Source organism: Nonomuraea sp. NPDC051941 (assembly GCF_044593615.1).
Window position 1 is genome coordinate 20,505 of the sequence record NZ_JBIUCF010000083.1, and the last position, 20,176, is coordinate 40,680.

Annotated in this window: 16 protein-coding genes; 10 read left to right on the plus strand and 6 right to left on the minus strand. The window is 69.6% G+C overall.

Going from position 1 to position 20,176, the window contains the following annotated elements; all coding sequences use genetic code 11:
* Positions 1–80: 80 nt before the first annotated feature.
* Positions 81–2,135 carry a CHAP domain-containing protein gene (locus ACIHFD_RS63810; protein ID WP_397375272.1) on the plus strand — a complete coding sequence of 685 codons (2,055 nt, stop codon included), beginning with the start codon at positions 81–83 and terminating at the stop codon, positions 2,133–2,135.
* 178 nt (positions 2,136–2,313) lie between these two features.
* Here the strand turns inward: ACIHFD_RS63810 and ACIHFD_RS63815 are convergent, their stop codons facing one another.
* The 3 genes from ACIHFD_RS63815 to ACIHFD_RS63825 all read right to left on the minus strand — a co-directional run bounded on the left by ACIHFD_RS63815 (position 2,314) and on the right by ACIHFD_RS63825 (position 5,115).
* Positions 2,314–3,081: a phytanoyl-CoA dioxygenase family protein gene (locus ACIHFD_RS63815; RefSeq protein WP_355192541.1), complete on the minus strand. Its 768-nt coding sequence runs from the start codon at positions 3,079–3,081 to the stop codon at positions 2,314–2,316.
* Between the two features lie 76 nt (positions 3,082–3,157).
* Positions 3,158–4,147 (minus strand): Gfo/Idh/MocA family protein, encoded by a 990-nt coding sequence (locus ACIHFD_RS63820; protein WP_397375273.1) that lies wholly within the window; start codon positions 4,145–4,147, stop codon positions 3,158–3,160.
* Complete coding sequence (locus tag ACIHFD_RS63825) at positions 4,144–5,115, minus strand: Gfo/Idh/MocA family protein (protein WP_397375274.1); 972 nt, start codon at positions 5,113–5,115, stop codon at positions 4,144–4,146. The genes ACIHFD_RS63820 and ACIHFD_RS63825 overlap by 4 nt, the downstream gene beginning before the upstream one ends.
* A 253-nt stretch (positions 5,116–5,368) precedes the next feature.
* Here ACIHFD_RS63825 and ACIHFD_RS63830 point away from each other — a divergent pair, with 253 nt between their 5' ends.
* The 6 genes from ACIHFD_RS63830 to ACIHFD_RS63855 all read left to right on the plus strand — a co-directional run bounded on the left by ACIHFD_RS63830 (position 5,369) and on the right by ACIHFD_RS63855 (position 13,840).
* The gene (locus tag ACIHFD_RS63830) at positions 5,369–7,351 is read left to right on the plus strand and encodes an MGH1-like glycoside hydrolase domain-containing protein (protein WP_397375275.1); all 1,983 of its coding nucleotides are present in this window, start codon (positions 5,369–5,371) and stop codon (positions 7,349–7,351) included.
* A 226-nt stretch (positions 7,352–7,577) separates the two neighbouring features.
* The gene (locus ACIHFD_RS63835) at positions 7,578–8,600 is read left to right on the plus strand and encodes a LacI family DNA-binding transcriptional regulator (RefSeq protein ID WP_397375276.1); all 1,023 of its coding nucleotides are present in this window, start codon (positions 7,578–7,580) and stop codon (positions 8,598–8,600) included.
* A gap of 123 nt (positions 8,601–8,723) precedes the next feature.
* Positions 8,724–10,535 (plus strand): endo-1,4-beta-xylanase, encoded by a 1,812-nt coding sequence (locus ACIHFD_RS63840; RefSeq protein ID WP_397375277.1) that lies wholly within the window; start codon positions 8,724–8,726, stop codon positions 10,533–10,535.
* Between the two features lie 38 nt (positions 10,536–10,573).
* On the plus strand, positions 10,574–12,034 hold the full coding sequence (locus ACIHFD_RS63845; protein ID WP_397375278.1) for an extracellular solute-binding protein: 1,461 nt from the start codon (positions 10,574–10,576) through the stop codon (positions 12,032–12,034).
* 4 nt (positions 12,035–12,038) lie between these two features.
* Entirely contained in the window at positions 12,039–13,019 is a 981-nt protein-coding gene (locus ACIHFD_RS63850) for a sugar ABC transporter permease (protein WP_350734863.1), read from the plus strand.
* Positions 13,016–13,840: a carbohydrate ABC transporter permease gene (locus tag ACIHFD_RS63855; RefSeq protein ID WP_397375279.1), complete on the plus strand. Its 825-nt coding sequence runs from the start codon at positions 13,016–13,018 to the stop codon at positions 13,838–13,840. The genes ACIHFD_RS63850 and ACIHFD_RS63855 overlap by 4 nt, the downstream gene beginning before the upstream one ends.
* 36 nt (positions 13,841–13,876) lie before the next feature.
* Here ACIHFD_RS63855 and ACIHFD_RS63860 read toward each other — a convergent pair whose 3' ends face one another.
* Entirely contained in the window at positions 13,877–14,695 is an 819-nt protein-coding gene (locus ACIHFD_RS63860) for a phytanoyl-CoA dioxygenase family protein (protein WP_397375280.1), read from the minus strand.
* A gap of 79 nt (positions 14,696–14,774) precedes the next feature.
* Here ACIHFD_RS63860 and ACIHFD_RS63865 point away from each other — a divergent pair, with 79 nt between their 5' ends.
* Positions 14,775–15,608: an AraC family transcriptional regulator gene (locus tag ACIHFD_RS63865; RefSeq protein ID WP_397375281.1), complete on the plus strand. Its 834-nt coding sequence runs from the start codon at positions 14,775–14,777 to the stop codon at positions 15,606–15,608.
* Between the two features lie 216 nt (positions 15,609–15,824).
* Positions 15,825–16,850, plus strand: coding sequence for an alpha/beta fold hydrolase (locus ACIHFD_RS63870; RefSeq protein ID WP_397375282.1), 1,026 nt, complete (start codon positions 15,825–15,827; stop codon positions 16,848–16,850).
* Positions 16,851–17,036: 186 nt separating this feature from the next.
* Here the strand turns inward: ACIHFD_RS63870 and ACIHFD_RS63875 are convergent, their stop codons facing one another.
* Positions 17,037–18,209: a hypothetical protein gene (locus ACIHFD_RS63875; RefSeq protein WP_397375283.1), complete on the minus strand. Its 1,173-nt coding sequence runs from the start codon at positions 18,207–18,209 to the stop codon at positions 17,037–17,039.
* Between the two features lie 34 nt (positions 18,210–18,243).
* Positions 18,244–18,540, minus strand: coding sequence for a GNAT family N-acetyltransferase (locus ACIHFD_RS63880; RefSeq protein ID WP_397375284.1), 297 nt, complete (start codon positions 18,538–18,540; stop codon positions 18,244–18,246).
* A 190-nt stretch (positions 18,541–18,730) separates the two neighbouring features.
* Between ACIHFD_RS63880 and ACIHFD_RS63885 the strand changes: the two genes are divergently transcribed.
* Positions 18,731–19,753 (plus strand): hypothetical protein, encoded by a 1,023-nt coding sequence (locus ACIHFD_RS63885; protein ID WP_397375285.1) that lies wholly within the window; start codon positions 18,731–18,733, stop codon positions 19,751–19,753.
* Positions 19,754–20,176: the final 423 nt, after the last annotated feature.

Sequence of the window (20,176 nt, forward strand, 5' to 3'; positions counted from 1 at the left end):
CACATTGGTCACAAGATTACCAATTTTGTCAGGATCAATGTGCATATATCCGGTCTTGTTCAGGAGGTTCCCTCACTTCCATGACGCCAGAGACGCAGAGGTTCATCGAACTGCTCCAGCGCCAGCTCGGCTATGCCGACAAGGGCTCGAGCACCAAGTTCGGCGAATGGTACGGCAGCAACGTCGAGTTCGACGCCGACTACAGCTCGGCCCCGTGGTGCGACATGTACATCTCGTGGGCGGCACACAAGCTCGGCTACCAGGCATGGGTCGGCCAGTTCGCGTGGACGGTGGCACACGCGAAGTGGTTCAAGGAACAGCACGCGTGGGGGAAGGTTCCGACGCCCGGCGCGTTGGTCTTCTTCGACTGGAGCGGCTCCGGCAAGATCGACGACATCGACCACGTCGGCGTCGTGACGAAGGTGCGAGGCGACACGATCTTCACGATCGAGGGCAACACCGACGGCGGCGTCGTGGAGAGTAAAGAGCGCAGCACGAGCAGTGTCGTCGGGTACGGCTATCCGGAACGGGTCAAGACCAACCTGGACGCGACCAAGTCCGTACTCCAGCTGGTTCAGGCGCGGCCCGAACCCGAGGCGCCGCAACAGGCGGCCGGCGACTGGTCCGCCGAAGCACGACCCGGGTCCCAGACGCGGCAAGATCAATACGCAGACCAGACGTCTGAGGCATCACGCGACATCCACAAGAACCAGGAACAACCCGGTCACCGGCCCGCTGACTCGAGACCCGACGCGGACACGACCAACGACCAACCCTCCGACCGGGCACCCCGCCAGCCGTCCAGCGATCACACGGGACAAGCGCAGCCATCCAGCGATCACACGGGGCAAGAGCAGCCGTCCGGCGACAAGACACTCCAAAGCCCCCACAACCAGAACCCTCAGGCCACCGACGACCACGCGGCTCCGTCAGGCGCCCGGCCCGGGGCTGACGACCCGGGCCGGAACACCGCCGACATTCCGCCCGCCACGGTTGCCCCGGCCCCGAGTTCCTCCGACAACCCGAGCGCCAGTCCGACATCGGACACGCCGTCCACCACCCCGACCTCCGACACCCCGACCTCCGATACCCCGACCGGCACCCCCACCCCGACTTCCGACGCTCCGACCGCCACGGTCACCCCGACCTCCGACACGCCCTCGGCCACGGCCACGGCCATTCCAACGCCAACCGTCTCCGAGACACCTCCCACAGCCAGCGCGACCCCGACCTCCGACACCCCCTCGACCACGCCCTCGACGACGCCCTCGACGACGACCCCGGCCAGCGCATCGGTGCCGCAGACGGCTTCGGAGACCACTCCTTCGCCGACCGCCACCACCGCCGAGCCGACCGCTTCTCCCGAACCCGAGCCGACCGCTTCCCCGACGGAGGCGGCGGCCACGTCCCAGTCCGAGCCGGCTGCCACCCCCACGCCGACCACCGCCCCCTTCTCGGCCGAGCCGGTCCCCGACGAGAGCACCCCTGCCGCGCCGAAAGCGGCTGACACCGCGGTCGCGACGGCGTTCCCCACGCACCTCCAGGCCTCGGTCAGCGGCCCGCTGCCCAGCCTGTCCACTCCGGCGTTGGTCACCTCGGCCGTGGTCACCGTCGTGGTTCTGTTCGCGGTGTTCGTGGTGCTCAAGACGCGCGCCGGCGCCCGCTCGGCCGCCACCGCCGCCGCCGGGTACGCTCCCCCGAGCCCGCCCGTACCGGTCGTCCCGCGGCACGGCGTCGCCGAGCCGGACGAGAGCACGGTGTGGAGATGGGAGCTCCTGGAAGCCATCGAGGCTGCCGTAGCCCTCGACACCACCCCACCCGGCGAGCAGGACAGCACCCCCTCCCAGCAGGAGAACCGGCGACCCGACCCCGCTCTCGGCCCTCAGGAGGATGACGCCTTGACCGAGCCGCTGGAGTCGATCGTCAACCCTGGACCGCTGGAGTCGACCGTCGACACCGGGCCCGTCGAGCCCATCGTCATCCCCGCGGCGACGAGCCCGTTCAACGCCTTCACCCCGGCCGAGTCCACGGACGAGAACGTCCCCGACCCCGCCCGCAATGGGCGCAGCGACCAGCACGCCGGCGATGAGGATGTCACCGGCGGGAAGACACCCCCGGCCCCCGACGCGCTCTAGCTGGAGCGCCCGCTCCTGACCGTCGGCACGCTGCCGCCCGCCGTGCGGGAGATCGTCCGTGCCGCCTACGCCGACGCCGGGTCGGACAGCGCATCCCGGTCTCGTGCTGTACGGCGGGACCTACGTACCGGCCTGCGGCCGTCGTTGCCGCACGCCGGTACGTAGGTCCCGTCTGCTTCTACCGCCGCGTGACCTCCGCCCCCGCGAAACGGTAGTGCCGTGCCGGGTCGAAGTCGGGCCATGGCTGATAGGCGTTCACGCCGGGTTCGCCGCGCAGGTGGAACGCGCTCGGGTAAGGCTGCTCGTCCGCCGTGATGCGGGTCGAGGTCGGGATGTAGCGGATGGTCAGCCCGCATCGCCGCTCTGGCGAGGTGTTCGCGTTGCTGCCGTGCACGATGTTCGGGTGGTGCACCTCGACGTCGCCCGGCGCCAGCACCATGTCCACGGCCGCCGACTCCTCCACCTCGGCCGCGATCTCTTCGCCGAGCACATTGTCCACCGTCGTGTTGGGACGCATCGCCTGGATGTCACCGCGGTGGCTGCCGGGGATCAGCCGTACGCAGCCGTTCCCCGGCGTCGAGTGGTCGATGGCCAGCCAGAGCGTGACCACCCGCATCGGCTCCAGCGGCCAGAACGCCGCGTCCTGGTGCCAGAGCACCGGCTGCCCGGAGTACGGCGGTTTGCTGATGTAGTGCGAGGCGAACAGCGCGATGTCCGGGCCGATGAAGGTCTGCGCGATGTCCAGCAGCCGGTCGTCCGAGATCAACCGCAGCCAGAACGGGTCGTCGCGCAGCAGCGTGTGGCCCAGATGTTCGGGCCGCAGATCCGGGTGGCGGCGCTGCAGCCAGTCGACGTGGCCGGCCGCCTCCCGCACCAGCTCCCGGTCGATGACATCGCGGAAGACGGCGTAGCCGTCGCGGTCGAATCGCTCGAGGACGTCACTCATAAGGCTCCCCCATACGCGCGCCGGGATGGATGACGCGGCCCGCAGATCGAAGTCGAGTCGCCGGTCTCGCGGCCCGTCACAGGGTGATCTCTCGTTTCTCCTGCGCGGACCGGTAGGCCGCGAGAATGACCTTGAGCACGTCCGTGCCTTCTTCGTGGGTGTGCACCGGCCGCGATCCGTCACGTATCCGGCGGACGAAGTCGGCGCAGACGGCCGGAATGGAGTCGACGGCCGGAAATTCGAGCGTGGTGGCGGCCCCGCCGCGTGGCTTGTGGCACAGCGTCGTGCCGTCGCTCCACAGGCTGCCGAGCTCGCCGACCGCCGAGAACTTCTCGGTGAACGGCGCCGCCTCGTAGGCCCAGCTGGTCACCACCTCCCCCACCGCGCCGTCGGCGAAGCGCACCAGCACCCGGGCGGAATCCTCGCCCTCCATGAACGCCAGCCGGTGGGTGCTGAGCATCGCCGTCACCGCGGCCGGGCGGGCGGAGGCCAGGTACAGCAGCAGGTAGGTGGGGTGGTAGCCGGTGTCGATGAGCTCGCCGCCGCCGCTGGTGGCCGCATGGGCGCGCCAGCCCATCGTCGACGGGTCGAAGTCGTTGAAGAAGCTGTCGGTGGTACGCAGTTCGTACACCCGGCCCAGCGCGCCGGAGTCGATGAGCTCGCGGGCGTGGGCGACCGCGGGCAAGGTGAGCTGGTTGTGCGCGCACATCAGGGTGACCCCGGCTGTGCCCACCGCGTCGGCGATCCGCTCGGCCTCGGCGATCGTCAGGCACAGCGGCTTCTCGCACAGGATGTGCTTGCCGGCCTTGGCGGCGGCGATGACGGCGTCGGCATGCAGATGGTGGGGCAGACAGATGTCCACGGCGTCAACGGGGGCCTCCTCCAGCATGCGCTCGTAGGAGCGGTACGCCTGGGCGCCACCCGCCTGCTGGGCGCGCTCGGTGGCGGTGTCGAGGTCCACGTCGGCGACGGCGGTGACGGCCGCCTCGTCCGGGACGGCGAGATAGCCGCGCAGATGGGAGCGGGAGATGTTACCGCAGCCGATGAGGCCGATGGAGAGGGTCATATACGGCTTCCTTCCTCGCGGCTGTCGCGGGTGGCGGCGACCATCAAGCGGGTCAGGTCGAGGCCGAGGGCGAGGTTCTCCTCGTCACGGGTGCCGTCGGCGACATGGCGTACGAACAGCTCGAACGGCGTGCCGGTACGCGGCGGCACGGGCAGTTCGCGCCAGCCGCCGCCGGTGCTGAGCAGCATCCGCGGCTCGGGCGTCCCGTACACCAGGGAGCCTTCGGTGCCGTGCAGCTCGATGGTGAACGGGGAAGCCGGTGCGACGAAGGACGCCTCCACCACGCCAAGCGTGCCGTCCGCGCAGCGCAGCACCGCGACGGCGTTGTCCTCGACGGCGCGCTTCGTCACATGGCCGAAGGACCCGGTCACAGACTCGGGCATGCGGCCGAGGAACAGCCGGGCCAGGTACATGGGGTGGCAGCCGAGGTCGATGAGGGCACCGCCCGCGGTGGCGGCCGGGTCGTAGAAGTGCTCGGGGAGCCAGCCGTCGCCGACCGAGCCGCCGTGGGCCAGGCGGATCCGGACAAGGGTGAGGCGGCCGAGTTCGCCGTCGGCCAGCACCTTGCGGATGGCCGTCGTGTAGCCGTCGTACAGCCTGGGGAGCGCGAGCATCAGCGCGACGCCGGACTTCTCCGCGGCGGCGGTGATCTCCGCGCACTCGGCCGAGGTCGGGGCCAGGACCTTCTCGGTGAAGATGTGCTTGCCGGCCGCCGCGGCGGCCGTGATGACCTCGCGGTGCGCGGTGGTCGGGCAGGTGACGACCACGGCGTCGACGTCACCGCGCGCGAGCAGTCCGCCGAGGTCGGGATGGAAATCGGCGCCGAGGTCGTCGGCCCGGGCCCGCCCGCGGGCGGCGTCCTCGTCCCAGACGGCGGTGATCTCGGTGCCGGGGTGCTCGGATGCCTGGCGAGCGTAGTCGGGAGCGTGCACGTGCCAGAAGCTGAGGATGGCGAGGCGCAGGGGCACGAATGATCCTTGCGTTATGGGTGGATTCAGCCTTCGGAGGTGGCCATACCTTTGTCGAACCGGTCCAAAACCCTACCCGGACGCTAGTCCTGGACCGGTTCGATGGCAATACTTGAACGAAAAACGGCTGTAATACTGCGGCAACTCTTGCGATGAATACGGGCCGATGTCAGCATCGGTCACGAGCGCCGGTCGTCCGCGCCCTTCGGAGAGATCTCCCCACCCAGCCACCCGTCAGGCAAGGGATTGACGCATGCCTTACGCAGTTGACGAGTTCGCCTTCGACCTGCGCCAGAGCGTGGCGCCCGGCCACACCTGGGTCACCAGCGGCTGGACCACCGTCCACGCCCCACCGGGCTCGGTGTGCGGGGTCGGCGGGTGGTTCGCGCCACCGTACGCGGCCCCCGGCGCCGCGCTGGCCGTCGAGCTGGACGTGGACGGGCACCGGATCGCCGACGGCGCGGCGCCCGGCGTGGCCGGAGTGGGCCTGCTCCACGCGGGCGGCACCTGGTGGCCTGGCCGGATCGAGAGGCAGGGCACATACCACCGCCGCCACCACGGCGAACTCGTGTCGTTCGGGGTGCGGAGCACCCTCACCCCGCTGTACGGCCAGGCCGGGTTCGTCCTGGAGGTGGAGATCACCAACCGGTCTGAGCGAGACGTCGCCGTGACCCTGCACCCGCGCGCCGATCCCGGTGGCCCCCGCCGTGTCTCGCTCGGCGAATGGGGCTGGGTCCCGCCCGAGCCCGGTCCGGAGGCCACGCGCACGGGACCGTGGACCTGGCAGGCCGGGGACGTCACCGTCGAGCTCTCCCACGAGGGACTCCACCAAGACGTCCCGGCGGGCGGGAGCGCGGTGTTCGCGCTGGCCGTTCGCGCCGGCGCGGGGACGCCGCCCGGGCGGCTGCGGGAGCTGGCCGCCGAATCCCGCGGCCAGTCGGAGCGCCGGCTGGCCGCGGCGCTGGCGCGGGTGCCGCGGCTGTCCAGCGACATCCCGGGGCTGGAGGCGTACTGGCGCGGCTCACTGTCCAGCGGGCTGGCCTGTCTCTGGGACAACCCCGGCTTCATCACCTCGCCCTTCGTGGCCACCTCCGGGCTGGACGGCGGGGCGCTGTGCTCCTACGCGTGGGACACCGGCGGGTACGCCCCCCACCTGCTCTCCCTCATGCTCGGCGACGCCACCACCACTGTTCTGGAATCCCTCATGAAGGTGGACCTCACCAGCCACTACGCGATCGCTCCCGACGGCACGGGCCAGGGCGTCCCGTACGCCTACAGCGGCTGGTCCCTGGTCACCCTCGCCACCGCCGTCGCCGCCCACCAGGGCATCTCCCCCGCCCTGGTCACCCAGCTCCACGAGCTGGTCGAAGGGCTGGACGCCCGCTTCACCCCGGCCGGGGCGCTACGCGACTACGGCACCCAGCACAACCTGCTGGAGATGCGCGGCACCGGCTGGGAGCACGTGGTCGCCAGCCCCAACGCCGAACGCGCCTGGTGTCTCGACCGGCTCGCCGAGCTGGCCGAGGTGTCCGGCGCGCGGCTGCCCGTCGGCGAGTTGCGCTCCCGCGCCCGTGACATCAGGCACGCGATCGCCCGCGAGCTGTGGGACGAGCGCGAGGGCTGGTTCCGCTGCCGTTACCCCGACGGGCACACCGAGCTCGTCCAGCACGTCCAGGCGTTCGACGCGATGCGGAACGGCGCCTGCACGCCGGAGATGGCCTCGGCCATGCTGAGGCGGCTGCGTGACGGCTCGTTCCTCGCACCGTACGGCGTCAGCGCCGTGGCCGCGGACGACCGGCTGCACTACGAGCTCGGTGACACCGACTGGTCGGGCGGCGGGGCGTACACCGGGGAGGGCCCGCAGCTCGCCCTGACGCTCTGGGAGCACGGCGAGCCGTCCCTCGCCTGGAGTGTCATGCGACGGCTGCTCTGGATGGGGCAGCACTTCCCGTACTACCCCCAGGAGCACTACTGCGACCGCCCGGCGGCACCGCCCGCAGGCCGCCGGGTCAACATCGTCGCCGGGCTGGCCGGTGCGGAGGCGATCCTGACCGGCGCGGCGGGCGTGCGCTTCCGGCTCGACGGCAGCCTGGTCGTCACCCCGGCAGCGCTCCCCGACGGGGACTTAGAGCTGACCGGGCTGGTCCACCGGGGGCGCATGATCGACGTCTCGACCGCCTCAGGCGTCGTCACCGTCGACGGCCGTCCGCGCAAGACCGGCGAGGTGATCGAGTAACGGCGACGCCGGGCTACGGGTCAGCGCCCAGGTGGCCGGGCTGCTCATGCCGGGCGGCACGACCGCCGAGCCGGCACGCCATCGGCCCGTATTCGTCGCAAGAGTTACGGGCGAGTTACTCCTGTTTTTCGTCGAAGTATTGCTATCGAACCGGTCCAGCGCTACCGTCCCAGGAAATGGTGTTGGACCGGTTTGACAAAAGGCCGGACGCAGCTGGGGAACGGGCATGGAGAAAATCACGATCCGCGATATAGCACGGCTGGCCGGCGTATCGAAATCCACGGTGTCGCTGGTGATCAACAACAGCCCGCGGGTCGACCCGGCCACCCGGCGGCGCGTGCTGGCGGTCATCACCCGCCACAACTACGTGCCCAGCGCCACCGCGAGCGCGCTGGCGAAGGGGCGGCCGCCGTTCATCGGCATGATCGTGCCCGGGCTGACGTGGCGGATGGTGGCCCCGCTGAACTTCGGGGTCGCCTCCGTCATCGAGCGCACGCCGTACGAGATCATCCTCTACACGAGCACCAACGACCGCGACTACGGGCCGGTCATCGACCGAATGCTCGCCTCGGGGTTGTCGGCCGGGGTCCTGGTGATCAACCAGGACCAGCCCATGAAGCCCCTGCTCGACCTGCACGGGCAGGGCGTGCCCGTGGTCCTCATCAACACCCTCGGCTCCCACTTCGACCTGCCGTCGGTCGAGGCCGACAACTACGAGGGCGCCCGCGGCGCGGTCCGCCACCTGCTGGACCTCGGTCACCGGCGGATCGCGTCGCTGGCCGGGCCGATGACGTACCCGTGCTGCCAGGACCGGCAGCGCGGCTACGAGGACGCGCTGACCGAGGCCGGAGTCCCGATCGACGCCTCGCTCACCGCGCAGAGCGCGTTCGAGCCGCCGCGGGCCCGCGAGCTGGTGCGCGAGCTGCTGGATCGCGCCGACCGGCCGACGGCGGTGTTCGCGCACAACGACGTCACCGCCTACGCCGCCATGGAGGCCGCCACCGACCGTGGTCTGCGGGTGCCCGAGGACCTGTCAGTGGTCGGATTCGACGACATACCGTCGTCGGCGCACGTCAAGCCCGCCCTCACCACGGTCGGCCAGCCGTTCGAGGCGATGGGCCAGCAGGCGGCCCGGATGCTGCTCGCCATCGTCTCCCCTGGGTCCGGGGAAGACCCGCCACCGCCTACCCGCATCCAGCTGCCGACCACTCTCGTCGTCCGGGACAGCACGGGCCCCGCTCCCGTCTGACACGCATCTCACCTCGACTCTCATCTCGACTTTCACCTCAACTTTCACATCGACGAAGCGAAGACCGGCGCCCTGGCGGCACCGGTCATGATCCCCCCTGCCCGTCGAAAGAAAGGCCCCCTCATGGGTCGCTTCACCAAGGCGCTGGCGTACGTGATCCCCGGAGCGCTGCTCGCGGCGCTGATGGGACCGGCGGCGCCCGCGACCGCCGCCGCACCGACCGAGGTCATGCCGGCCGACGTCCTCGAATCGTTCACCCAGTTCACGGGTAATCCCGCACCCCAGACGAAGATAGTCACCGTTCAAGGGCAGCCGGACTTCGACCAGGCGCTGCAGGTCACGGTGACCGGGCAGCCGAGCTCGTCCGGCCTGGACGGCGAGTACTCCTTCGGCGTGGGCGTCCCGTCCGCGCAGCCCACGGTCAAGGGCGAGGCGATGCTGGCCACCTTCTGGGCGCGGTCGGTCACGCCGACCCCGTCCGGATCCGGCCTGGCCCACTTCGTGTTCGAGCAGAACGGCGGGAGCTACAGCAAGTCCACCCAGGCGGCGATGAAGTTCGGGGCCGGGTGGCAGCGCTTCCAGCTGCCGTTCCGGATGGCCGCCGACTACGCGGCCGGGCAGGTCCGCGTCAACTTCTGGCTCGGGTACGGGCCGCAGGTGCTGCAGATCGCGGGAGTGTCGGTGCTGCGGTACGGACCGGGGACCCCGGCCGGGTGGCCGCAGGCCACCTACGCCGGTCGTGACGCGGCCGCGTCCTGGCGGGCCGCCGCCGCCGACCGGATCGAACGCGACCGCAAGGGCAACATCTACGTCAAGGTCGTCGACTCCCAGGGCCACCTCGTCCCAGGCGCCACCGTTCAGGCGGAGATGACCAGGCACGCCTTCAAGTTCGGCTCGGCCGCGGACGGCATACGCCTGATGACCCAGAACACCGCGGGGCAGAAGTACCGCGACACGCTGCTGGCCAACTTCAACCAGTTCACGCTCGGCAACAACCTCAAGTGGAACCACTGGGAGAACGTGACCGAGCGGAACACGTACACGCTGCCCGCGCTCCAGTGGGGACGCGACAACGGCCTGTTCGTCCGCGGGCACACCCTGATCTGGCCCTCGTGCGGCAACATGCCTGCCGATGTCTGCGGCCTGCGCAACGACCCGGCCGCGCTGCGGAACAGGATCGACACCCACATCACCGACGAGGCGAGCACGCTCGCCGGCAAGATCGACGAGTGGGACGTGGTCAACGAGCCGTACGCCAACCATGACGTGCAGAACGTGCTCGGCGACGGCGAGATCGACCGCTGGTTCCGGCTGACCCGGCAGGCCGACGCGGGCCCCAGGCTCTACCTCAACGACTACGACATCATCGAGGACAACGGCTGGGAGGTCCGCCACCAGGACCAGTTCGCCGCCCTGGCCCGCTCGCTGAAGGACGGCGGGGCACCCATCGGCGGGATCGGCATCCAGGGGCACTTCACCGGTGAGCAGCTCACCTCGCCGCAGGACCTGATCACGCTGATCAACAAGTTCGGCGGGATCGGCCTGCCCGTCGCGATCACCGAGTTCGACGTGGGCACCACCGACGAGCAGCTCCAGGCCGACTACACGCGTGACTTCCTCACCGTGATGTTCAGCATGCCGCAGGTCACCGGGGTCAGCACGTTCGGGTTCTGGGAGGGCGACACCTGGGATCCCAAGCGGGCCCTGTTCCGGACCGACTACACGCCCAAGCCGAACGCCGTGGCCTGGCGCGACCTCATCTACGGCAAGTGGTGGACCAGGGCGACGGCCACGACCGGGGCGACCGGATCGACCACGGTGCGGGGCTTCCTCGGCGACTACACCGTCAAGGTCACGGCCGGCGGCGTCACCAAGGAGGTCGCCGTCTCGATGCCGACCATCGCCGGCAAGGCCATCACGGTGGTCGTCGGCTGACGTCAGCACATCGAGTCGGCTCATCGAAAGGAAAGTCCATGTCAGCCATTCAGCTCAGCCGCCGGCAACTCCTGGGGGCCGCCGTCGCCACCGGCGGCGCCGCGTTCCTCGCCGGCTGCGGCGACTCCCGGCAGAACGCCGCCCCGGCGCAGGGCACCACGCTGGCGTACTGGGACTGGTACGTCAGCCAGGCGCCGTGGGTGGACAACGAGATCAAGCTCTTCCAGCAGGCCAACGGCAAGACCACGATCAAGAAGACCACCCAGGTCACCGACAAGTACCTCGACCTCGTGGCGCTGGCCTTCCGCAGCGGCACCGCCCCCGACGTCCTCCTGCTGCCCACCAAGCCGAAACTGGAGACGCACGTCGGCGAGGGCTGGCTGATGCCCCTGGACAAGTGGGCCACCCCCGAGTGGCGGTCGAGGTTCCCCGCCAACAGTTTCGTCGAGGGCGTCAACATCTTCGGCGGCAAGGTCTACTCCGCGCCCTTCAGCGGCCTGGCGCCGGCGCTGCAGCTCTACATCCACAACGGGGTCTTCAAGGAGGCCGGCCTGACCAACCCCGACGGGTCGGTGCTCATCCCGAAGACGTGGGACGACATCACCCGTGCCGCCGAGGCGATCACGAGCAAGAGCGGCGGCAAGGTCTTCGGGCTCGGCTTCGGCAACGCGCAGAAGGGGGCCCTGCCGTGGCTGATCGAGCTGTTCTGCCGCGGCGCCGGGTCGCCCGGGGGCAGCCAGTCGGTCGACTACCGCACCGGGAAATGGACGTACGGGACCGACCGCAACTACGCCGACTTCCTCGCTCTCCTCCTCGACTGGAAGAGCCGCGGCTTCATCTACCCGAACTCGATGAGCATCTCGGACGAGCAGGCCAGGGCGTTCTTCTCGAAGGGCCGGTTCGGCATGATCGTCGGCGGCGTGTGGAACCAGGCGCCCTGGGAGGAGGCCGGTTTCAAGGACTACAGCCTCATGACGCTCCCGTCGCCGACCGGCACCCCGCAGGGCTTCTTCTACGGGGCCCCGGGCAGCTACCTGATGGGCATCTCGGCCAAGGCCAGGAACCCCGACCAGGCGTGGGCCTGGCTCGACTGGTTCTACAGCCCCGCCGCCGGCAAGCGCTGGGTGCAGGGCGGCTACGGCCTGTCGGTCTACCCCGAGAACAACGACCCGGCGGGGGTGACCTCACCGACGTTCAAGCAGTACGTGGCCATGGCGAACACGGCCCTCGTCGGCCCGGTGCCCGCCATCCGCAACCCGGAGATCGCCAAGGTGGAGGTGGCGCCGGTCCAGCCGGACCTCCCGGACGTCGCGGCCGGCATCTACACCGGCCAGCTCAAGGACACGCCCAAGGCGCTCAAGGAACTCGAGGACCGCCTCAACAGTGCCCTGAGCGAGGCCGTGTCGAAGGCCCGCGGGCAGGGGCTCAAGGTCAGCATGGACGACTACGTGTTCGCCGACTGGGACATCGCCAAGCCGTACACCACCAAGCGCGGATGAGCTGATGACGGACATCCAACTGGTCGGCCGGCCCCGCGCGCTGATCGCGGGCAGGGCGTCCCGCCTGCGACGGCGGATCGCCGCGGCGCGCTGGTCCTACCTGTACGTCCTGCCGATGCTGGTGCTGCTGCTGGCGTTCGTGATCTACCCGATCATCGCGTCGCTCGGCTACACCTTCTACCGGTGGGACGGGATCGGCGAGCCCGGCGACTTCGTCGGGCTCGCCAACTTCGCCCGGGTGATGACGGACTCCATCTTCTGGGGAGCCCTGCGCAACACGTTCTTCTACGTGCTGCTCGTGGTGCCCGTCCAGCTCGTTCTCGCGCTCGCGCTCGCCCTCGTGCTGAACAACCGCCGGCTGCGCGGGAGGACTCTGTACCGGACGCTCTTCTTCCTTCCGGTGGTGACGTCGGCCGCGGTCGTCGGCGTGGTCGTCCAGCTGCTCTTCTCCAATTTCGGCGACGTGGTCAACGACGTGCTGATGTCGATCGGCCTCACGGACGAATACGTGGACTGGCTCGGCGACCCGAGTTTCGCGATGATCATCATCATCGGGGTCGGGATCTGGCACACGCTGGGCTACAACCTCGTCTATTTCCTGGCCGGTCTGCAGACGATCCCCGACGAGCTGTACGAGGCGGCGCGGCTCGACGGCGCGGGCGCCCTCGCGAGCTTCCGCTACATCACCGTCCCCATGCTCAGGTCGGTGGGGGTCGTCATCGTCCTGCTGTCGGTCATCGGCTCGTTCCAGGTCTTCGACCTCGTGCAGGTGCTCACCAACGGCGGGCCGTACTTCGCCACCGAGGTCGTGAACACCTACGTCTACCACCTGGCGTTCGGCGGGTTCGGCGGCACCGGCGTCGAGCGGGACGTCGGCCTGGCCTCGGCGGCGTCGTTCTTCTACGGGATGCTGCTCATCGTCTTCGCCGTGGCCCAGGCCCTCTTCCTGCGGGTGCTGGTCAAGCGCAGGGGAGGTCGCGCATGACCCGGCGCGCGCCGTGGCTGACGCACGCGTTCCTGCTCCTCGGCGGGATCGCCTGGCTGTACCCGTTCCTGTGGACGCTGGGCAGCTCGCTGAAGAGCACCGACGAGTTCTTCGGCCGCGGCCTGAACCCGCTGCCCGGCACGCCGCTGTGGGCCAACTACGGGCAGGCCTGGCAGGGGGCGTCCTTCGGCCAGTACTTCCTCAACACCCTCACCATCACCGTCGCCACGGTGGTCATCACCCTGCTCGTCACCGCCATGGCCGGCTACACGCTGGCCCGCACCGAGTTCCCCGGCAAGGGGCTCGTCCTGGTCGTGGTCGCGGGGACGGTATTCCTGCCCCACGGCTACACCATCATCCCGATCTTCGACATCATGGACGCGCTCGGCCTGCTCAACAGCCTCTGGTCGATCATCATCGTGCAGTCCGCGGGCGGGATCGTCTTCGGCACCTTCCTGTTCATGGGCTACTTCCGGGCCATCGACCACTCGCTGGAGGACGCCGCCCGGGTGGACGGGGCCAGCTTCCACCAGGTCTTCTGGCGGATCATGCTCCCGTTGTCGGGTCCGATGCTGGCCACGGTCGGCCTGTTCACCGCCATCTCGGCGTGGAACAGCTTCTTCATCCCGCTCGTGTTCACCCTCGCCCGTCCCGAGCTGCGCACCCTGGGCGTCGGGATGTACGCCTTCATCGGCGAGAACTCCACCGACTGGACGCTGCTGTGCGCCGGCTCCGTCATCACGCTCGCCCCCATCATCGCGATCTTCCTGGTGCTGCAGCGGTTCTTCGTGAACGGACTCGCCGGCGCCGTCAAGCAGTGACAGAAAGGTTTCCGTGTCCCATCCCCGGGGAGCCGGTCACCCTCTCCGGTGCAGAACGGGATTGAGCGGGGTGTCCGGGACGGCTCCCACCTCGGCTCCGGGCAGCCACGCACGCAGGTCGTGCCGCTGGTTGTCGTTGACCGGCCGGGAGACCGTGATGTCGGCGTCCATGTAGATCACGGTCATGACCCGGCGCGGGAGGTCCGAGCGGTTCGGCGCGGCGTGGTGGAACGTCCACCCGAGGTGGTAGCTCACCTCGCCGAGCCGGTACGGCGTCTCGACCGACGGGAAGTCCCGCTCGGCCAGCGCCCGCTGCAGCTCCCGCTCGGACTCGTCACTGATGGGCAGGTCACGGCCGTACTCGAAGCGGTGGCTGCCGGCGGCGAAGGCCAGCGGCCCCATCTCGGCCGGCGTCTCCTGCAGGGGGATCCAGACCGTCACGGTCCGGTCGCCGGCCAGCGGCCAGTAGTACTGGTCGGCGTGCCACGGGGTGAGCCCGCCGCCCGGCTCCTTGTACAGCGCCTGGTCGTGATAGAGCCGGACGCCGTCCACGCCGAGCAGCTCGGCCGCGATGCGGGCCAGGCGCCGGGAGAAGACGAACTCGCGGACGAGGTCGCTGTGCCGCCACAGGTTGGTGACCTGGAGGAACGCCTTGCCGTACGTGTCGCGTTCGGCGAGGGGGAGGTGCTGGGTGTTCAGGTCGATGACCTTCGCGGTGATCTCGGGTTCGTACGCCGCGATCGTCCCGGCGTCCAGCACGCCGGGCAGTTTCACGAAGCCGTTGTCGTCGAAATGCCGCAGCGCGGCGGCGTCGAGGTCGTACCGGGACTCGAGATCGTGGGGTGTGATCGTCATGCGACCAGCCTGCCGCACCCTGGTGTTCGAGCCACGCGACGGATGACCGATTCCGATACTTTCATGACGACGGAGCACCATGCGCGCGTTCTACGAGCACATCGAGGCCACCTCCCAGCTCTCTTGGACGCTGTACGTCCGCCAGGCCACGCACTTCCGCTTCGCCTGGCACTTCCACCGCGAATACGAACTGACCCTGATCACCCAAGGCACCGGCACCCGGTTCGTGGGCGACTGCGTCGAGGAGTACGGTCCCGGCGACCTGACCCTGATCGGCCCCCAGCTGCCGCACACGTACCAGTCGGTGCCCGGTCACGGCAGGCACGAGGCGATCGTCGCCCAGTTCCGCCGGGACTTCCTGGGACGGGACTTCTTCGACCGCCCCGAGTTCGCCGACGTGGCCGCGCTGCTCGAACGCTCGGCTCGGGGGCTGAGCTTTCCCCCGTACGCCGTGGACCTCGGCGACCTCGACGCGATGCCGCCACCCGAGCGGACCCTTGCGCTGATCGACGCGCTCGTCCGGCTGTCGCGTCGCGCCGACACGCGCCCGCTGGCCGGCGACCGGTACGTCCCCTCCCTCAACGGGGCCACTCGCGACCGCATCGACGCGATCGTCCGGCTGCTCAACGAGGAGTACGCCGGGCCGGTCACGCTCGAAGCCGTCGCCCGCGCCGCCCACCTGGCCCCGGCCTCGGCCAGCCGGTTCTTCCGCCGCACCACCGGTGCCACGATCACCGGCTACCTCACCATGCTGCGGGTCAACGCCGCCTGCCGGTTGCTGAGGGAGACCGACCGCACCGTCTCCGGCATCTCCGCCGACTGCGGCTTCTCCAATCTGTCCAACTTCAACCGCCGTTTCCGGGAGCTGAGGGGCATGTCGCCACGCGAGTACCGGGCGCTCTGGCGGACCTGACGACGGGGCCACGGCTGCCGGCTCTTCGCCGGCGGTCGAGCGTGCCGGTCAGGGATGGCTCGTCGAGCTGGCGCGAGGGCCGCCTGCGCGATCACTGGGCCCGCCCGACCGGGCTGTGCGAGCTGCCGCGCTCCGTCGACGACTTCACCGGTCCGGTCCTACCCGGAGGCCACGTTCGCTGGACGGGACCCCGAGCGCACGCGACCATGGCTTCATATGCCAGCAAATCATCCAGGAATAGCACTTTTCGGGCGGGAGTCCGAACAGCGGCGTCTCGGCGATTTCGTGGACGGCGTCCGCAAGAGCGGCGGGGCGATGCCGGTACGCCCACGGCGCCTTCACGGACGCGTCGAGCTGGGCGCCCTGGAGGCCGGGGAGAGCGTGCTGGACGTCACGGGCCGCTTCCCTGACAGCCTGCTGGGCCCGGCGCTGCGGCCGGCCGTCTTCCGCACGGGCGACGGGGAGGAGGCCGTGGAGCTGTATCTCAAGGACGACCAGTTTCCCGCGGTGTTCGCCGCCGACCTGCCTCGGCGCCTCACCTCGGTGGCGGCCGCCGCGCAGCGCCCCATCGCGGCCGTGGCGTTCGAGGAGAGCTCTCCCGCCGCGAGCTGGAAGACCCTGCCGTCCTGGTACGTCGTCGCCCACTACACGGAGATCATCAACGCTCTGGACGTCAAGCCGATCCTGATCGGCCATTCCTTCGGCGGCATGATCGCCGAGAAGCTGCTCGGGCAGGACCTGGCCAGAGCCGCGATCGCGATCGACGCCGCACAGATCAAGGGGGTGCTGCCCCTGCCGCTGTCGGCGCTGCGCTCGACCCTGCCGGTGTTCAAGAACCCGGCCAACAAGCACCGGGCCGTCTCCCTCACCCTCGACCAGTTCACCTACGCGTTCGGCAACGCCATCCCGGCCGAGGAGGCCGCCGAACTGTACGAACGCTGGACCATCCCCGCGCCGGGCAAGCCGCTGTTCGAGGCCGCCGCCGCCAACTTCTCCCCCCACTCGCCCGCCAAGGTCGACACCGGCAACAACGCCCGGGGGCCGCTGCTCCTGATCGCCGGCGGCAAGGACCACACTGTCCCCGAGACCGTCACCAAGGCGACCCTCAAGCAGTACCGGGGCTCCACCGCGATCACCGACTTTCAGGAGTTCCCCGACCGCGGCCACTCCCTGACCATCGACCACGGCTGGCGTGAGGTCGCCGACGCCTGCCTGACCTGGCTCACCAGGAACGACCTTTAGACGAAAGCGTTGATCGCCGTCACCGGTCAACGCTGCGGATCGCGCCTCGGCAGGGCAGGATCGCGGTGGTGACCGGTGACGGCAAGGGAATGCCTGCCGCACCGGTCGGGTATGTCCTGGCATTCGTCCGGCCCGAAACGGAGCCGACTCCCCGAGGAGCCGGCTCCCTCTTCCATGGGGCCTTGATCACTGTTGACCGTCTGGATCGAGCCACGTCGCCTCAGAGCACAGGACGCGTGCGGCCTCGTGCGGCTCCGCGTCTCGCACGACGTACCAGTTCGCCCGGCCGTTGTACCGTTCGGGGCGGAGGATCGTGACGATGCCCGACGCGTAGATCTGCCGGGTGTAGGGGTCGCGAGCATGAACCTGCCGGCCGACCACGAGACTCTCGTCGAACGGCAGGCCGTCGATGATCTCGTCTTCCCATCGCCAGAGGCGCCGGGTGCTCCCGGGTTGGAGGCTCTCGACTCCCCGCTGGTGGTAGGGCATGGAGAACTCGCGGGCGCGTCGGGGGTTCAGGTCCTTGGCGATGCGTTCGTCGTCGGCGAGCTCGCGCAGGCGCTCCTCCTGGACGTGCGGTTCCCAGCCGTCGAAGCCGTGCGGCAGCCCGAACATCTGCCCAGTCCGGTCGAAGTAGCGATCGACGTAGGGATCGCGGAAGCGTCCCGGCCGGTCCTTGAGGCCGTCGAAGACGTCCTCGGTGATGGGCGTGTCGTCGGAGATGTCGGCGCCCTGCTCCCGAAGCCAGTCGTGGACCGTGACGCCCGTCTCGGCGAGCCGTTCCTCCAACCGCCGAAGCCGGTCACCGAACTCCCCGGGCTGCATGGCGGCCCACTCCTGCGCCGTGGAAACGGGGACGAGTGCTTGGCGGGGCTCCAGCGGCGGAGGCAGCATCTCGGGCGGGAGTGGCAACGGCACGTACCCCTTGGGCATCCGGATGAAGCGCTCCATCGCCCGCATATGAATGAGAGGGTCGAAAACATCGCGGATGGGCCAGAACCGCAACAGCCATCGCAGGTCGGGGGCGTCCTCACCCCGCTCGTCGACCGTTCGCACGTGCGCGGTCAGGCCGTACTGGAAGTACGGCGGGCCGATGAGGAAGTCGTGGCCTCGCCCGTCCATCATGGAAACCAGGTGGATCACTCCGCTGTCAGCCACGAATGTCGGCTGATCGACTTGCGTCCATGAGTCATCGACGCCTGGTGGCTCGGCGTCCCATGCCTCCATGCGGACGGCGGCGATGTAGTGGTAATCCTCCGGGTCTGGGCTGCTGATCGCGGGAAGATCGATGTCCGCGAGACCGAGTTCTCCGTACTCCACGTATAACTCGTCCTCGATGCTGCGGAGCAGTCGCGCCATGGTGCCCTTCCATCGTCCAAGCGGCAGTTGATGATCAAGGACAGCATGCCGTACAGGTGTGACAAGCTCGGCCGCCGGCTCGTCGCCGATGCGCGGATAACCCCACGAGGGGTTTCCGGGCCAGGCGCGGCACCGCTTCCTCGGCGTCCGTACGGATGGTCGGACGGCGCGGCACCAAGCTTTCGACTTCCTTGAACCGTTCCGCGCGCAGGTCGCGCACCGCCTCCCGGAGCAGCCGGGTGCCGACCCCTTGCCTGCGCGAGGCGGGGTGTACACGGACTTGGACCACGGCCATGTCCGTGTAGACGGCGAAGGTCGGGTTCGAATGCATCGACGGGATCGAAAGGCATGATGATCGGCATCACCTCAGCGTGCCTCCCCCACAGTCGGCAACCGCAGGCGTCGATGACATTACCGGCGGGAGCAGAGTGCGCAAATAAGGGTCATGACCGGAAGTCGATACGAGGCTATTCTCTGCCCCAAGAGATCATTTCGGACTTGGCCGAAATCTGGAGCCCATAATGCGATTCCTTGCCGTCGTCCTGCTGCTGTTACCGCTGCTCCCGGCCCCTGCCTACGCCACTGACCTCCCCGGTGGCAAGGCCAACTACGTCGTCACCCTGGGCCGGCTGCGCGCCGACGTCCGGGACAACTGGGTGCGTCTGGGCACGTACCGGTTCGCGACCGACGGCACTGTCACGGCGCGCACATACCTGTGGCGGCAGACCGCGCCCGCCGCCCGCGAGGGTACCGGCACCACACCCGACCTCGACAGTTGCTCGACCGTCAGCGGCGCGGTCGGCCACACCCGCGCCCGCCACTGCGAGGTGCTGACGGCGGGCGGGTTCATGAGCTCCCCGCCCGAGTCGCGCACCGGGACCTTCGGCGTCGCCGGCGATGTCCTGAACATCACGTGGAACTTCGCCCAGGACTGGTCCGAACAGTGGTACCTGCGGCCCAACAGCGACGGCACGCTCGTCCGGCTGGAAAACAAGTACAACACCTTCGCCACCCACGCCTACGGCTACGGCAGCAACGCGGCGCTGTCCACGCGCCGGGCGATGAGCACAGTGCAAGCCTTCCCCGGGACGCTCAAGCAGGATCTCGCGTCCTGGACGAAGGAGAACGTGACCACCTCGACCGGGCAGGTGTTCACCAACACGGCCTATCGCACGTGCGCGACGACGACCTGGTGCCTGACCTACGCCCAGCCGTCGTCGGCGAGCGCGTGCCAGGCGAGCGGCGGCTGCCCCAACTACGGCGGCGGCACGGCCACCAATGACAGCTCGATCCAGTACTACCTGGTCAAGGTCTCCAGCGACGACCGGCGCGACACGCTCTGGCACTGGTGTACGTGCCTGGCCAGGGAGCGCGGCGAGTTCTGCTACACCGGCAACTCCCACGTCAAGCCGCTGCTGCAGATCCTCGACGACGACGGCGGCTTCCACGGCTGGGTGGGCGCCGAGGCGTCCTTCTACCCTTCGGGCAGCGATCCGCGCTACTCCGACATGCTCGGCGTCTTGCGCCTCACCGACACCCGGTAGCCGCGGAAGACGCCGAACAGCAGGATCAGGGCACCGTTGCCTGAGTAGTAGCGCATCCCCTCGTAAGGCAGGGAACATCCAGCGCCGCTGGATGGTTACACCTGTCGTGGCCGGTGTGCCCAGTGTCCCCGGGCCTCACCTATTGCCTTCGCGGACTACCGTTCGGCTGGAGCCGCGTTGTGCCTTTCGCCGAGAGGCGACACGCACACCGGTACGCATACATTCACCGTGGGGGGGGGGGGGGGGGGGGGGGGGGGGGGGCGGGGGGGGGGGGGGGGGGGGGGCGCGGGGCGGGGGGGGGGGGGGGGGGGGGGGGGGGCCCCCCCCCCCGGCGGGGCCGGTGCCGCGCGTGCTGTGCTTCTTCGGCGGCACCGACAGCGCCGGCGTGGCCCCCGCCTGGGCGGGGGCGCTCCTGGCGGCCGG